At 58.9% G+C, this 13,554-nt stretch carries 14 protein-coding genes; 2 read left to right on the top strand and 12 right to left on the bottom strand.

All coding sequences use genetic code 11. The features are described 5' to 3' along the window. Positions 1–7 precede the first annotated feature (7 nt). From KP808_RS03590 to KP808_RS03580, 3 genes are read right to left on the bottom strand one after another with little or no spacing between them, the layout of a single operon-like run. The gene (locus tag KP808_RS03590) at positions 8–715 is read right to left on the bottom strand and encodes a PilW family protein (protein WP_230017456.1); all 708 of its coding nucleotides are present in this window, start codon (positions 713–715) and stop codon (positions 8–10) included. Then, positions 712–1,227 carry a type IV pilus modification protein PilV gene (gene pilV, locus KP808_RS03585; RefSeq protein ID WP_230017455.1) on the bottom strand — a complete coding sequence of 172 codons (516 nt, stop codon included), beginning with the start codon at positions 1,225–1,227 and terminating at the stop codon, positions 712–714. The genes KP808_RS03590 and pilV overlap by 4 nt, the downstream gene beginning before the upstream one ends. Beyond that, positions 1,227–1,700 (bottom strand): GspH/FimT family pseudopilin, encoded by a 474-nt coding sequence (locus tag KP808_RS03580; protein WP_230017454.1) that lies wholly within the window; start codon positions 1,698–1,700, stop codon positions 1,227–1,229. The genes pilV and KP808_RS03580 overlap by 1 nt, the downstream gene beginning before the upstream one ends. A 131-nt stretch (positions 1,701–1,831) precedes the next feature. On the opposite strand from KP808_RS03580, the gene KP808_RS03575 reads away from it, so the two are divergent. After that, positions 1,832–2,332, top strand: a complete 501-nt coding sequence (locus KP808_RS03575; protein ID WP_230017453.1) for a GspH/FimT family pseudopilin — start codon at positions 1,832–1,834, stop codon at positions 2,330–2,332. 6 nt (positions 2,333–2,338) lie between these two features. On the opposite strand, the gene ispH is transcribed toward KP808_RS03575, so the two are convergent. The 6 genes from ispH to murJ all read right to left on the bottom strand — a co-directional run bounded on the left by ispH (position 2,339) and on the right by murJ (position 9,751). Next, positions 2,339–3,286: a 4-hydroxy-3-methylbut-2-enyl diphosphate reductase gene (gene ispH / locus KP808_RS03570; RefSeq protein WP_122281637.1), complete on the bottom strand. Its 948-nt coding sequence runs from the start codon at positions 3,284–3,286 to the stop codon at positions 2,339–2,341. Positions 3,287–3,343: 57 nt separating this feature from the next. Next, complete coding sequence (locus KP808_RS03565) at positions 3,344–3,820, bottom strand: FKBP-type peptidyl-prolyl cis-trans isomerase (protein ID WP_122259795.1); 477 nt, start codon at positions 3,818–3,820, stop codon at positions 3,344–3,346. Beyond that, positions 3,813–4,319, bottom strand: coding sequence for a signal peptidase II (gene lspA / locus KP808_RS03560; RefSeq protein WP_004667306.1), 507 nt, complete (start codon positions 4,317–4,319; stop codon positions 3,813–3,815). The genes KP808_RS03565 and lspA overlap by 8 nt, the downstream gene beginning before the upstream one ends. Next, positions 4,312–7,143 (bottom strand): isoleucine--tRNA ligase, encoded by a 2,832-nt coding sequence (ileS, locus tag KP808_RS03555; protein ID WP_230017452.1) that lies wholly within the window; start codon positions 7,141–7,143, stop codon positions 4,312–4,314. The genes lspA and ileS overlap by 8 nt, the downstream gene beginning before the upstream one ends. A 20-nt stretch (positions 7,144–7,163) precedes the next feature. Beyond that, positions 7,164–8,090 (bottom strand): bifunctional riboflavin kinase/FAD synthetase, encoded by a 927-nt coding sequence (ribF, locus tag KP808_RS03550; protein WP_230017451.1) that lies wholly within the window; start codon positions 8,088–8,090, stop codon positions 7,164–7,166. 122 nt (positions 8,091–8,212) lie between these two features. Then, on the bottom strand, positions 8,213–9,751 hold the full coding sequence (gene murJ, locus KP808_RS03545) for a murein biosynthesis integral membrane protein MurJ (protein WP_219170911.1): 1,539 nt from the start codon (positions 9,749–9,751) through the stop codon (positions 8,213–8,215). A 250-nt stretch (positions 9,752–10,001) separates the two neighbouring features. On the opposite strand from murJ, the gene rpsT reads away from it, so the two are divergent. Next, on the top strand, positions 10,002–10,280 hold the full coding sequence (rpsT, locus tag KP808_RS03540) for a 30S ribosomal protein S20 (RefSeq protein ID WP_003344603.1): 279 nt from the start codon (positions 10,002–10,004) through the stop codon (positions 10,278–10,280). 203 nt (positions 10,281–10,483) lie between these two features. Here the strand turns inward: rpsT and KP808_RS03535 are convergent, their stop codons facing one another. The 3 genes from KP808_RS03535 to cgtA form a co-directional block, all read right to left on the bottom strand. After that, a complete protein-coding gene (locus tag KP808_RS03535; protein ID WP_058408746.1) occupies positions 10,484–10,954 on the bottom strand; it encodes a CreA family protein in 471 nt (156 codons plus the stop codon). A 27-nt stretch (positions 10,955–10,981) separates the two neighbouring features. Continuing rightward, entirely contained in the window at positions 10,982–12,100 is a 1,119-nt protein-coding gene (proB, locus tag KP808_RS03530; RefSeq protein WP_230017450.1) for a glutamate 5-kinase, read from the bottom strand. An 89-nt stretch (positions 12,101–12,189) separates the two neighbouring features. Then, on the bottom strand, positions 12,190–13,413 hold the full coding sequence (cgtA, locus tag KP808_RS03525; RefSeq protein ID WP_002551973.1) for an Obg family GTPase CgtA: 1,224 nt from the start codon (positions 13,411–13,413) through the stop codon (positions 12,190–12,192). Positions 13,414–13,554: the final 141 nt, after the last annotated feature.

Genomic DNA, 13,554 nt, shown 5'->3' with positions numbered 1-13,554 from the left:
GGCCCGTTCAAAAGCGATTACGCAGGTAAGCAACGACGTTGTATTGCTGATTCTTGACGATGCCGTTCTGGCCGTCCTGCATTGTCAGGCTGATACGCACGCTGCGTATGTCAGGCGCATTGGCCGCGGTGATAACCGAGGTGTAGGACATCGGATTACCTGCCATGCCAAAGGAAACGGAAAAGTCAGCGACGTTTTGCAACAGCGGCTGCGGCGTAGTCGAGTTCCCGGGCCTGATCGTCAGGTCGGTGCCGCTGAAGGCGTAAATCCACTGGCGAATTGGAAACGCCGTTTGCCCGGTACCAGGTGTTCTTGCGCCGGAATAAAGCTGAGTCGTTGTCTGGCAGTCGGAAATGATTGTCCAGGTCGGAGTACTGCCAGCCGTCCCCACGTCCGCAGTCACCAGCGTCAGCGTTTTGCTCGCGTTATCCCATAGAATCGGAGTGGTGAGTGCAGTGGGCCACGCGATTGCCGGAGAAACAGGCGTGACGTTTTTATAATCCAGGCAGCCGTACATCCCGGACATCCTGATTTCCTGAATCAGCTTGCTCAGTATGAAGCGCGCATCTTCCTGCATGCGTGCGGCGGCGTTCTGGCTCTGATAAGTGCCTCTTGAGGCCGAGAATATCTGGATGATGCCCAGACTGACCACCAGCCCCAGCACCAGCGCCACCATGATTTCTATCAGCCCGAAGCCTTTGGAGAACGTCCTCATGGGTTGACCCCTACACGCGAGGTCAAAACAAACACTTGCCCGGCTGCCGTTGCCGCTGTGTTGCTAATGGCGTTATCGCTAGCCCCCGTGGCACGTGCGTCACTCCAGCCGATGGTGATAGTGACAGCGGGGGCATTGCTGACGTCTATGCTGCCCGTGCCGCTCGCGCCTGCGAACGTGGTTATGTTGTTACTGAAGTCATACAGATCCTGATCCCGGGCTTTGTTCAAATTGGCAACTGGTGCCGCTGCCAGATTCGCCAAGGCATAGGTCGCCAGTACGTTGGTCGAGCCGTTGGCACTGGCATTGCCATCAACATTGGCGCGAATACGATCCATCATGTCATAGGCAATGAAGCTGGCCTGGCTTCTCAGGGTCGAACTGTCGGTGTACTTGAGGGCGTTCAGTTGGATGGCGGCGGCCCCCAGCAGGCCAATCGCCAGGATCAGTACCGAGACCAGTACCTCGATCAAGGTCATACCGGTCTGGCGATATCGGGTTTCACCAGCCATTAGCAGCCTCCACCCAAGGTGATACGACCGGTCAGACAGACCTTTATGGTTTTGCTAATGGTGCCTCGGGTGTAAGTCATGGTCACCGCCGCAGCCGGGGCAATGAGCGCGCCCAGGTTGTTGAAATCAATTGCTGTGGCATTGTTATCGGCCACCAGCGTGGCGCCGCTGCTCATGGCCGCTATTTTTCGCAGCGCAGTGGGCGTCGTCTGAGTATCGGAAACCAGATACACCTGCAATTCGTTGGTCCACGCCGTCCCGCTGGTCGGCGCTATACGCACCGCCACTCCCCGGTTTATCGCCTCAAGTCGCGCATAGTTGAGCGCCCGCTGCAAATCGCTGAGCTCGGTGTCGGCCTTGTTGCTCTGAATGGAACTGGTGAAACTCGGTATAGCGATAGCCGCAATGATGCCCACCAGGGACACAGTGACTAACAATTCGATGAGGCTGAATCCCTTGGCTATATGACGCATTGAGTGTCTCCTAGACGTTACGACTATAAGGCAGCAATGCCGCAGGAAAATCCATAGCGGGACGTACGGTTGTTTTGTGACGACGAACGCCCGCAGGGTTCTGAAACCGAGGTTTCCAGGGAGGAAAGCATATGAGGCATGCAGGGTTCACACTGATCGAATTATTGATCGTCGTTGCACTGATCGGCATTCTGGCCAACGTTGCAACACCTTCTTTCAAGCAACTGATCGAATCCAGTCGCGGGCTCGCCGCCGCTCAGGAACTGGCCAGCGGTATCCGTTCGGCAAGAGTCGCCGCTATAACGCGCAACCAGATTGTGACGATTCATGCCATTGAAGATGACTGGAGCAACGGCTGGCGGATCATACTCGACCTGGACGGCAAAGGCCCCGACGAAAACGATACGCTGCTTGTAGAGCGCGCCAATGGCGGAATGACCCGCGTGGTCGGCAACCAGAAAGTGACGGAGCGACTGAGTTTCAACGGTCTGGGCAACTTGCGCAACAGAACCAACGGCACGCTGCATGTGTGCCTCAACGACCAGCCGGTCAGCAACTATCGCGTGATTGTTGCGCCGACTGGACGGGTCAGGATAGAGGACACGAAGCGTGATGTTGCGTTGTGCGGGTAGGCAGCCTCAGAGCAGCGACTTGACGCGCAATTCCTTGGGCATGGAGAAGGTGATGTTCTCCTCGCGGCCGGCAAGCTCATCCGCACCGGTCGCGCCCCAGGCCTGCAATTGCTGGATCACGCCGCGCACCAGCACTTCGGGGGCCGAGGCGCCCGCAGTGATGCCGATACGCTCTACACCGTCGAACCAGCCTTGTTGCATGTCCTCGGCACCGTCGATGAGGTACGCCGGAGTCGCCATGCGCTCGGCCAGCTCGCGCAGGCGGTTGGAGTTGGAGCTGTTCGGGCTGCCCACTACCAACACCACGTCACACTCGTCGGCCAGTTGCTTGACCGCATCCTGACGGTTTTGCGTGGCGTAGCAGATGTCGTCCTTGCGCGGCCCGCCAATGGCCGGGAAGCGCTTGCGCAAGGCGTCGATCACCCGGCTGGTGTCATCCATCGACAAGGTGGTCTGGGTCACGAACGCCAGGGAATCGGGGTTGCGCACCTGCAGGCTGGCAACGTCCGCTTCGTCTTCGACCAGATAGATCGCGCCGCCATTGCTGGCGTCGTACTGGCCCATGGTGCCTTCGACTTCCGGGTGACCGGCGTGGCCGATCAGGATGCACTCGCGGCCGTCACGGCTGTAACGGGCAACCTCGATATGCACCTTGGTCACCAGCGGACAGGTGGCATCGAATACTTTCAGGCCACGGCCAGCTGCTTCGGTGCGCACCGCCTGGGAAACACCGTGGGCGCTGAAGATGACAATGACGTCATCCGGCACCTGGTCCAGCTCTTCGACGAAGATCGCACCGCGAGAGCGCAGGTCTTCGACGACAAATTTGTTGTGAACGACTTCATGGCGCACATAAATCGGCGGACCAAACACTTCCAGAGCGCGATTGACGATTTCGATCGCGCGGTCCACTCCGGCACAAAAGCCGCGGGGGTTGGCGAGTTTGATTTGCATGCTGTGCCTCATGGTTGGTACGGGCAGCCCGGCCTGGGCCGGGCTTGATGGCGAAGGTCAGGAAGCCAGAATCGCCTTCACTTCGAAGATTTCCACTTCAAAGCTCAGAGTCTTGCCTGCCAGCGGGTGATTGAAGTCAATGGTGACCTGATCATCATCGAATGCTTTCACCACGCCGGGCAACTCGGTATTGGCGGCGTCATTGAAGATCACCAGCAACCCTTCGGACAGTTCCATTCCCACAAACTGCGAGCGTGGCATGATCTGCACGTTTTGTGGGTTGGGCTGACCAAAGGCGTTTTCCGGCAGAATCTCGACGGTCTTTCGGTCACCCGCCTTGAAGCCGAAAATCGCCATTTCGAAACCGGGCAACAGGTTGCCGTCACCAACCTTGAACGTGGCCGGGGCCTTTTCGAAGGTGCTGTCGACGGTATCGCCGTTTTCCAGACGCAGGGCGAAGTGCAAGGTGACCTGCGTATTCTGACCGATGCGCAGCTCGCCAGACGAGTCTTGAGTCGACGACTGCTCAGTCATTGACGGTTTCTCCGGTTTTCTTGCTCTTGAACATATCCAGCGCCAGCATGATTGCGCCGACAGTGATCGCGCTGTCGGCGACGTTGAACGCCGGAAAGTACCAGCGGTTCTGCCAGTGGACCAGAATGAAGTCGATCACATGGCCCAGCACGATACGGTCGTAAAGGTTGCCCAGCGCGCCGCCGAGTACCAGCGCCAATGCAACAGCCAGCCATGTATCGTCGCGCCCCAGACGCTTGAGCCAGACGACCAGCACGGCACTGACCACAATGGCGATCAGGGCAAACAACCAGCGCTGCCATCCGGCACCGTCTGCCAGAAAACTGAAGGCAGCACCGGTGTTGTAGGCCAGGGTCCAGCTGAAGAAGTCCGGAATCACAATGATCTGTTGATACAGGCTCAAGGCGTTCTCGAAGTAATACTTGCTGGCCTGGTCAATGACCAGAACCAGCACGCTCAACCACAGCCAGGCCAGACGGCCAAACGAGGTGTCAGGCATAGTGACGCACCTCGCCTGCACCGCTGATGTTGTCTACACAACGGCCGCAGATTTCTGGATGCTCAGGGTTTACACCCACATCCTCGCGGTGGTGCCAGCAACGGGCACACTTGGCATGGCTGGACTTGAGCACCTTGAGCTTCAGACCCGCGACCTCGGTGACCACCGCATCAGCCGGAGCCGACACAAGCGGAGCAACGCTGGCCGTCGAGGTGATCAGCACGAAGCGCAGTTCGTTGCTCAGCTTCGACAGGTCGGCGACCAGCGAATCTTCAGCGTACAGGGTCACTTCGGCCTGCAGGTTGCCGCCAATCGCCTTGGCCGCGCGCAGGTTTTCCATTTCCTTGTTGACCGAGGTTTTCACCGCCATGATCCGCTCCCAGTAGGCGCGGTCCATTTCGAAGTCGGCAGGCATTTCAGTCAGGCCTTCATACCAGGTGTTGAGCATCACCGATTCGTTGCGCTCGCCCGGCAGGAACTGCCACAACTCGTCTGCAGTGAACGCCAGGATCGGCGCGATCCAGCGCACCAGCGCTTCGGAGATGTGGAACAGTGCGGTCTGGCAGGAACGACGCGCGGTGCTGTCGGCAGCCGTGGTGTACTGACGATCCTTGATGATGTCGAGGTAGAAACCACCCAGCTCCTGCACGCAGAAGTTGTGGATCTTCGAGTACACGTTCCAGAAGCGGTATTCGCCGTAATGCTCTTGCAGCTCGCGTTGCAGCAGCAGCGTGCGGTCCACGGCCCAACGGTCCAGCGCGAGCATTTCTTCAGCCGGCAGGATGTCGGTTGCCGGGTTGAAGCCCGACAGGTTGGAGAGCAGGAAGCGCGCAGTGTTGCGGATACGACGGTAAGCATCGGCGCTGCGCTGCAGGATCTGGTCGGAAACCGCCATTTCGCCCGAATAGTCAGTCGCCGATACCCACAGGCGCATGATGTCCGCACCCAGCGAGTCGTTGACCTTCTGCGGTGCCACTACGTTGTTCAGCGACTTGGACATCTTGCGGCCGTTCTCGTCGACCACAAACCCGTGGGTCAGCAGCTCGCGATATGGTGCGTGGTCGTCCAGCATGCAACCGGTCAGCAGCGACGAATGGAACCAGCCACGGTGCTGGTCGGAGCCTTCGAGATACAGATCGGCACGTGGACCGCTTTCATGGCCCATCGGATGCGAACCGCGCAATACGTGCCAGTGCGTGGTGCCCGAGTCGAACCAGACGTCCAGGGTGTCGGAGATCTTGTCGTACTTGGCAGCCTCGTCACCCAGCAGCTCGCTGGCGTCCAGCTTGAACCAGGCTTCGATACCCTCTTTCTCGACGCGCAGAGCCACTTCTTCCATCAGCTCGACGGTGCGTGGGTGCAGGTCGCCGCTTTCCTTGTGCAGGAAGAACGGAATCGGCACGCCCCAGTTGCGCTGACGCGAGATGCACCAGTCAGGACGGTTAGCGATCATCGAGTGCAGGCGCGCCTGGCCCCAGGCCGGAACGAACTCAGTGTCTTCGATGGCCTTGACCGCACGCTTGCGCAGGGTCTCGCCGCTCTCAGGCTGCTTGTCCATGCCCACGAACCACTGAGCAGTGGCGCGGTAGATCAGTGGCGACTTGTGGCGCCAGCAGTGCATGTAGCTGTGGCTGATGGTTTCGGTGTCCATCAGGCTGCCGACTTCGACCAGCTTGTCGATGATGTTCTGGTTGGCCTTGAAGATGAACTGGCCACCGAAGAACTCCAGCGATTCGACATATACGCCGTTGCTCTGCACCGGACTGATGATGTCGTCGTTGCTAAGGCCGTACTGCTTGCAGATATTGAAGTCGTCTACGCCATAGGCAGGCGAGGAGTGAACGATACCGGTGCCGGCACCCAGCTCGACATAGTCAGCCAGATAGACTGGCGACAGGCGGTCGTAGAACGGGTGGCGGAAGTTGATCAGCTCCAGCGCCTGGCCGGTGGTGGTCGCGATGACCGTGCCTTCCAGCTTGTAACGGGCCAGACAGCTTTCGACCAGTTCGGAAGCCAGCACCAGCAGTTTGTCGCCGACATCGACCAGCGCGTATTCGAATTCAGGGTGGACGTTCAGCGCCTGGTTGGCAGGGATGGTCCACGGTGTGGTGGTCCAGATCACGATGGAGGCAGGTTTGCCCAGCGAAGGCACGCCGAACGCGGCTGCCAGTTTCGCTTCATCGGCGATCGGGAACGCCACGTCGATGGTCGAGGACTTTTTGTCCTGATACTCGACTTCGGCTTCAGCCAGTGCCGAGCCGCAATCGAAACACCAGTTGACCGGCTTGAGGCCTTTGAAGACGAAACCGCCCTTGACCATCTCGGCCAGCGCGCGGATTTCCCCGGCTTCGTTGGCGAAGTTCATGGTCAGGTACGGATTGCTCCAGTCACCCAACACACCCAGGCGGATGAACTCGGATTTCTGGCCTTCGATCTGCTCGGACGCATAGGCGCGGCACAGCTCACGCGTACGGTCTGCGGAGAGGTTCTTGCCGTGAGTCACTTCAACCTTGTGCTCGATCGGCAGACCGTGGCAGTCCCAGCCCGGCACATACGGGGCATCGAAGCCCGCCAGGGTCTTGGAACGCAGGATCATGTCCTTGAGAATCTTGTTGACCGCATGACCGATGTGAATATTGCCGTTGGCGTACGGAGGACCGTCGTGCAGGACGAACTTGGGACGATCCTTGCCAATCTCGCGCAGCTTCTGGTACAGGCCAATGCTGTCCCAGCGCTGCAGAGTTTGCGGCTCGCGCTGGGGCAGGCCGGCCTTCATAGGGAAGGCGGTGTCCGGAAGATTTAGCGTGGCTTTATAGTCAGTCATTTCAGGCTCTTGTTTAGCGGTTAGCCATGCCAATGGGCACGGGCGGCGGCGACGTCCGCATTGATCGCCGTCTTGAGCGCCTCCAGTGAGGCGAAACGCTGCTCATCACGCAGCTTGTGGTGGAAAGCCACCGTCAAACGCCGGTCGTAAAGGTCGCCGGCAAAATCCAGAAGGTGCACTTCAAGGTGGGCACTGCCATCACCCGCTACTGTCGGGCGCACGCCGATGTTGGCGACCCCCGGCCAGGTTTTGCCGTCGATGTCCGTGCTGACCAGGTAAACCCCGCTCAACGGCACACGACGACGCTTGAGTTGCACATTGGCGGTGGGCGTACCCAATTGACGCGCCAGCTTCTGACCATGCAATACCCGTCCAGTGATCGGGAACGGACGACCAAGCATGCGCTCGGCCAGGGCAAAATCCGACGCAGCCAAGGCCTTGCGTACCTTGGTACTGCTGACCCGGATGCCATCTATTTCAACGGTCTGCGCCGCCTCTACAGTAAATCCATACGTCGTGCCGGCCTGTTGCAGGAAGTCGAAATCGCCGACCCGGTCAAAACCGAAGCGAAAATCGTCGCCCACTTCGAGGTGCTGAACGCCGAGGCCGTCGATCAGCACGGTTTCGACGAAACTCGCCGCACTCAGCTTGCACAGTCGCTGATTGAAGGACAGGCAAAGTACCCGGTCAACGCCTTCGGCACTCAGCAGCTCGAGCTTGTCACGCAGGCGGGCCAGACGTGCCGGAGCGGTCTCGGGTGCAAAGAACTCACGCGGCTGCGGCTCGAAAATCACCACACAGCTGGGCACACCCAATTCGACGGCACGCTCGCGCAGACGCGCCAGGATAGCCTGGTGGCCGCGGTGAACGCCGTCGAAATTGCCAATCGTGGCGACGCAGCCCCGATGTTCGGGGCGCAGGTTGTGAAGGCCTCTAACCAGCTGCATAACGCACTTCTTGCTCATAAAGTGGCCGATTATAACCACACACGGCCGTGGGCGACAGGCAACACACCAAGACCGGATGAAGGTTCTTGGCGTGCCCCCGGAAAACAACGATCAAACGGGGCCTACATAATGGCCTTGCGGGCGAAATCCCTCAGGCGAAAGCCCAGCAACAGAAGCATGGCGAAGTAAGTCACGACACCCGCCGCAACCAGCGCACCCAGACGCAGAAAACGCTCCAGCATGTGACCTTCATCCCACGCCGGCATGACGTGCATGAGCCCGAGCAGCACAGCCGACATCGCCGCAACAGCGACCACCAGTTTCAATAAAAACACCGTCCAGCCAGGTTGCGGCTGAAAGAGATCCTGTTTGCGCAACTGCCAGAACAGCAACCCGGCGTTGATACACGCCCCCACACTGATGGCCAGCGCCAGACCGGCATGCTGCAAGGGCACGATGAAGGCCAGATTGAGCAACTGGGTCACTATGAGGGTGAAGATCGCGATTTTCACCGGGGTGCGAATATTTTGTTGCGCATAAAAGCCGGGGGCCAGCACTTTGATCAGGATGATCCCCAGCAAGCCGACTGAATAGGCAACCAGAGCACGTTGGGTCATGGCCGAATCAAGCGCATCGAATCTACCATACTGGAACAACGAAACGGTCAACGGCTCGGCGAGCAACCCCAGCGCCAATGTGCAAGGCAGGACCAGCACGAAACACAGTCGCAGGCCCCAGTCGAGAATCCGCGAATATTCCTGACGATCGCGCTGCGCGTAGGTTTTCGACAGGATCGGCAGCAGGATTGTACCCAGCGCCACACCCAGCACGCCGGAGGGTAATTCCATCAGACGGTCGGCGTAGTACATCCATGACACCGAACCGGCGACAAGGAACGAGGCAAATATCGTGTTGATGATCAGAGAAATCTGACTGACAGAAACGCCAAGGATGGCAGGCAGCATCTGCTTCATTACCCGCCATACCCCGGTGTCGCGCAGATTCAGACGCGGCAGCACCAGCATGCCGATCTTTTTCAGGTGCGGCAGTTGGTAAAGCAGTTGCAGCAGCCCCCCCACCAGAACCGCCCAGCCCAGCGCCATGACCGGCGGATCGAAATACGGCGTCAGGAACAGCGCGAAGAAAATCATGCTGACGTTGAGCAACGTGGGCACGAACGCCGGCACCGAGAAGCGGTTCCAGGTGTTGAGGATCGCGCCGGCCATCGATGACAGGGAGATCAGCAATATATAAGGAAAGGTCACCCGCAGCAGGTCCGAGGTGAGCGCGAATTTCTCCGGGGTGTCGACAAAGCCGGGTGCAGTAGCCCAGATCACCCAGGGCGCAAAGATCACCCCGAGCAGCGTGACCAGGGCCAGCGCCAGGGTCAGCAACCCGGTGACGTAGGCGACAAAGGTGCGAGTCGCCTCGTCCCCTTGCTGGCTCTTGTATTCCGCCAGAATAGGCACGAACGCCTGGGAAAAAGCGCCCTCTGCGAAAATCCGGCGCAGTAGATTGGGCAGTTTGAAGGCAATAAAGAACGCATCCGTGGCCATTCCGGCTCCGAAAGTGCGCGCGATGATGGTGTCGCGAACAAAGCCCAGAACCCGGGAAACCATGGTGATAGAGCTTACGGCGGCGAGTGACTTGAGTAGATTCATTGAAAGAGTTGTGCGCCTTGGCAAAGGATGGGCGATTAAGCCAGCCATTTATGCGATACTTCGCGCCGCAAAAACGCCCGAAGCAAAGGCCGCGAGTTTACAGGTCACAGGCCGGAAATAAATCCTCCGGTCAAATGTAGCAACCACTCAGCGGAACACCTTAACTGCCCTTGACAAGACTTCAACTCATCGGCATGATTCGCGGCCTATTTTGTTTGCTATTTCACAAAGTCTTTCGAGGAGCTCGACGGTGGCCAACACACCTTCCGCCAAAAAACGTGCAAAACAGGCTGAGAAGCGTCGCAGCCACAACGCCAGCCTGCGTTCCATGGTTCGTACCTACATCAAGAATGTAGTTAAAGCCATCGACGCAAAAGACGCAGAAAAAGCGCAAGCCGCTTATGTTCTAGCTGTTCCTGTTATCGACCGTATGGCCGATAAAGGCATCATCCACAAGAACAAGGCTGCTCGCCATAAAGGTCGTCTGAACGGTCACATCAAGGCTCTGAGCCTTGCTGCTGCAGCCTAAGCGACCCGCTTGTTAAAAAACCGACCTCAGGGTCGGTTTTTTATTGCCTGCTGGAAAGTAGCCGGTCAACGGAAACCTGTGACGCAGAGCGTCACGACAGGCATTTTCCCACGCTGGAGCGTGAGGAACGATAATTCAACTATCGTGCGACGCTCCGCATCGGCATGCCGTTCTGGACGCTCTGCGTCCACCCCTGCGCCACATCAAGGCGCGGGCGCGGTTGTCCATGGCAGGATCGGGATTGCGGTCACGGCATTCTGCGGGCTGCCTTCGATGACCCGGTCGCTGTAGACCAGGTACACCAGCGCGTTGCGCTTCTTGTCGAAGAACCGCACCACCTGCATGGTCTTGAAGACCAGCGAGGTACGCTCCTTGAACACCTCGTCGCCGTCCTTGAGGGTTTCCTTGAAGCGTATAGGCCCGACCTGACGACAGGCGATAGACGCCTCGGCACGGTCCTCGGCCAATCCCAGACCACCCCTCACGCCACCGGTCTTGGCGCGTGACAGGTAGCACGTCACGCCGTCGACCTTGGGATCGTCAAACGCCTCGACCACAATGCGGTCGTTTGGCCCGACCATCTTGAACACCGTCGACACCTGACCGATCTCCTCGGCCGAGGCCAACACCGGCATCAGCAACGCAGCTGCCAATAAACCTTTCATGAAGCGCATCAAATAGTCCTTTTTTGCAGCCTCGAGTCAGACGAGGATCAGGTTGTCCCGATGAATCAGCTCGGGCTCGGCCATATAGCCCAGCTCGCGCACGATGGATTCGGAAGAGTGACCAATGATTTTCTGGGCTTCGATGGCACTGTAGTTGCTCAGCCCACGAGCGATTTCGCGACCGTCCGGGGCGACGCAGACGACCATCTCGCCACGCCGAAAGCTGCCCTGGACCAGCTTGACACCCACCGGCAGCAGGCTTTTCTGATCCTTGGCCAGCGCCGCAACAGCGCCATCGTCCAGCACCAGCGTGCCGCGAGTTTGCAGGTGCCCTGCCAACCATTGCTTGCGCGCCGCGAGCATGCCGCGCTCAGGAGACAGCAATGTACCCAAACGCTCGCCACCCTTGAGCCGCGCCAGCACACGCTCGATACGCCCACCGACAATGACAGTATGCGCACCGGAACGCGCCGCCAGTCGCGCAGCACGCAACTTGGTCTGCATACCGCCGCGCCCCAGTGCGCCGCCTGTACCACCAGCAACCGCATCCAGCGCAGGGTCATCGGCGCGCGCTTCGTAAATGAGTTGCGCATCCGGGTTGTTGCGCGGATCAGCGTCGAACATGCCGTCGCGGTCAGTCAGGATGACCAGCAGATCGGCCTCGACCAGATTGGCAACCAGCGCCGCCAGCGTATCGTTGTCGCCGAAACGGATTTCGTCAGTGACCACTGTGTCGTTTTCGTTGATGACCGGGACAACCCCAAGCTCGACCAGCGTGCGCAGGGTGCTGCGGGCATTGAGGTAGCGCTTGCGGTCTGACAGGTCATCGTGGGTCAGCAGAATTTGCGCGGTATGCCGGCCATGCTCGGCAAAGCTCGACTCCCACGCTTGCACCAAGCCCATCTGACCGATGGCCGCAGCAGCCTGAAGCTCATGCATGGCACTGGGTCGGGCCGTCCAGCCAAGACGGCTCATACCGGCAGCCACCGCCCCGGAAGACACCAGCACCAGCTCGACACCCACCTCATGCAGCGCCACCATCTGCTCCACCCAAACACCCATGGCGTTGCGATCCAGGCCCTTGCCATCCGCGGTCAGCAAGGCACTGCCAATCTTCACAACCCAGCGCTGGGCGCCCGTCACTTTGCTGCGCATCTTCTTCCAACCTTAGCCAGAGATTTTCAAATTCGGGATACAAAAACGCCGCTGACAATCGTAGCGGCGTTCAAGTTTACTTCAAGCGATCAGTCACGGACGTAAATGATTTCCGGACCATCTTCATCGTCCACGTCTTCTTCATCCCAGTCATCGTCACCGATGTCATGCACGCTCTTCACGCCGCTGCGACGCAGTGCACGCTGATCGTCCAGCGCCTGCAACTGGGCACGGGCCTCGTCTTCGATGCGCTGATCCAGCTCGGCCAGCTCTTCAGCGTAGCCAGGCTCCTCGGCGATACGCTGGCTGCGCTCTTCGAGGTAACGCATGATGTCGCGGGTCAACTGCTCGGTACCTTCTTTGGCAATCGCAGAGATCACGTAAACAGGGCCAGTCCACTCCAGGCGATCAACGATCTCCTGCTTGCGCGCTTCCTGCTCTTCTTCAAGGATCTGGTCGCACTTGTTCAGCACCAGCCAGCGATCACGCTCGGCCAGCGACGGGCTGAATTTTTCCAGCTCGTTGACGATCACTTCGGCGGCATCCGGAGCACTGCTTTCATCCAGCGGTGCCATATCGACGAGGTGCAGCAGCAGGCGGGTACGCGCCAGATGCTTGAGGAAGCGAATCCCCAGACCAGCACCATCGGATGCACCCTCGATCAGGCCTGGAATGTCAGCCACCACAAAGCTCTTCCAGCGATCAACACTGACCACGCCCAGGTTTGGCACCAGCGTGGTAAATGGATAGTCGGCGACTTTTGGCTTGGCGGCGGATACCGAACGAATGAAGGTGCTCTTGCCAGCGTTTGGCAAGCCCAGCAAACCAACGTCAGCCAGCACTTTCAGCTCAAGCTTGAGATCACGCTGATCACCTGGCTTGCCCGGCGTGGTCTGACGCGGAGCGCGGTTGGTACTGGATTTGAATCGGGTGTTACCCAGACCGTGCCAGCCGCCCTGGGCAACCATCAGGCGCTGACCGTCCTTGGTCAGGTCACCAATGATTTCCTGAGTAGTGGCGTCGATGATGGTGGTCCCGACCGGTACACGCAGCACCAGCTCTTCACCCTTGCGACCCGTGCAGTCTGCGCTGCCGCCATTGGAGCCGCGCTCAGCGTCGAAGTGACGGGTATAACGGTAGTCGACCAGCGTATTAAGGTTGACGTCGGCGACCATGAAGATCGAGCCGCCATCACCACCATCACCGCCGTTCGGACCACCGTTTTCAATGAATTTCTCGCGACGGAAGCTCATGCAACCGTTGCCGCCGTCACCGGCTTTTACTCGAATGGATACTTCATCTACAAATTTCATAACGCACGCCTCCCGCCACAGGGACGAGCAGAACCACATAAATTACATAAGACTCTTGCAAAAATGAGCGTTGCGATACCGATCAGAAACCAGCGACCCCAAGGGTCAACATCACAACAGCCCGCACAAACAGTTTTGCAA

It is taken from the genome of Pseudomonas savastanoi (assembly GCF_020917325.1).
Classification (GTDB): Bacteria; Pseudomonadota; Gammaproteobacteria; order Pseudomonadales; family Pseudomonadaceae; genus Aquipseudomonas; species Aquipseudomonas amygdali.
Note: the sequence above shows the minus strand (reverse complement) of the source record. Positions and strands in the feature narration are given on the sequence as shown.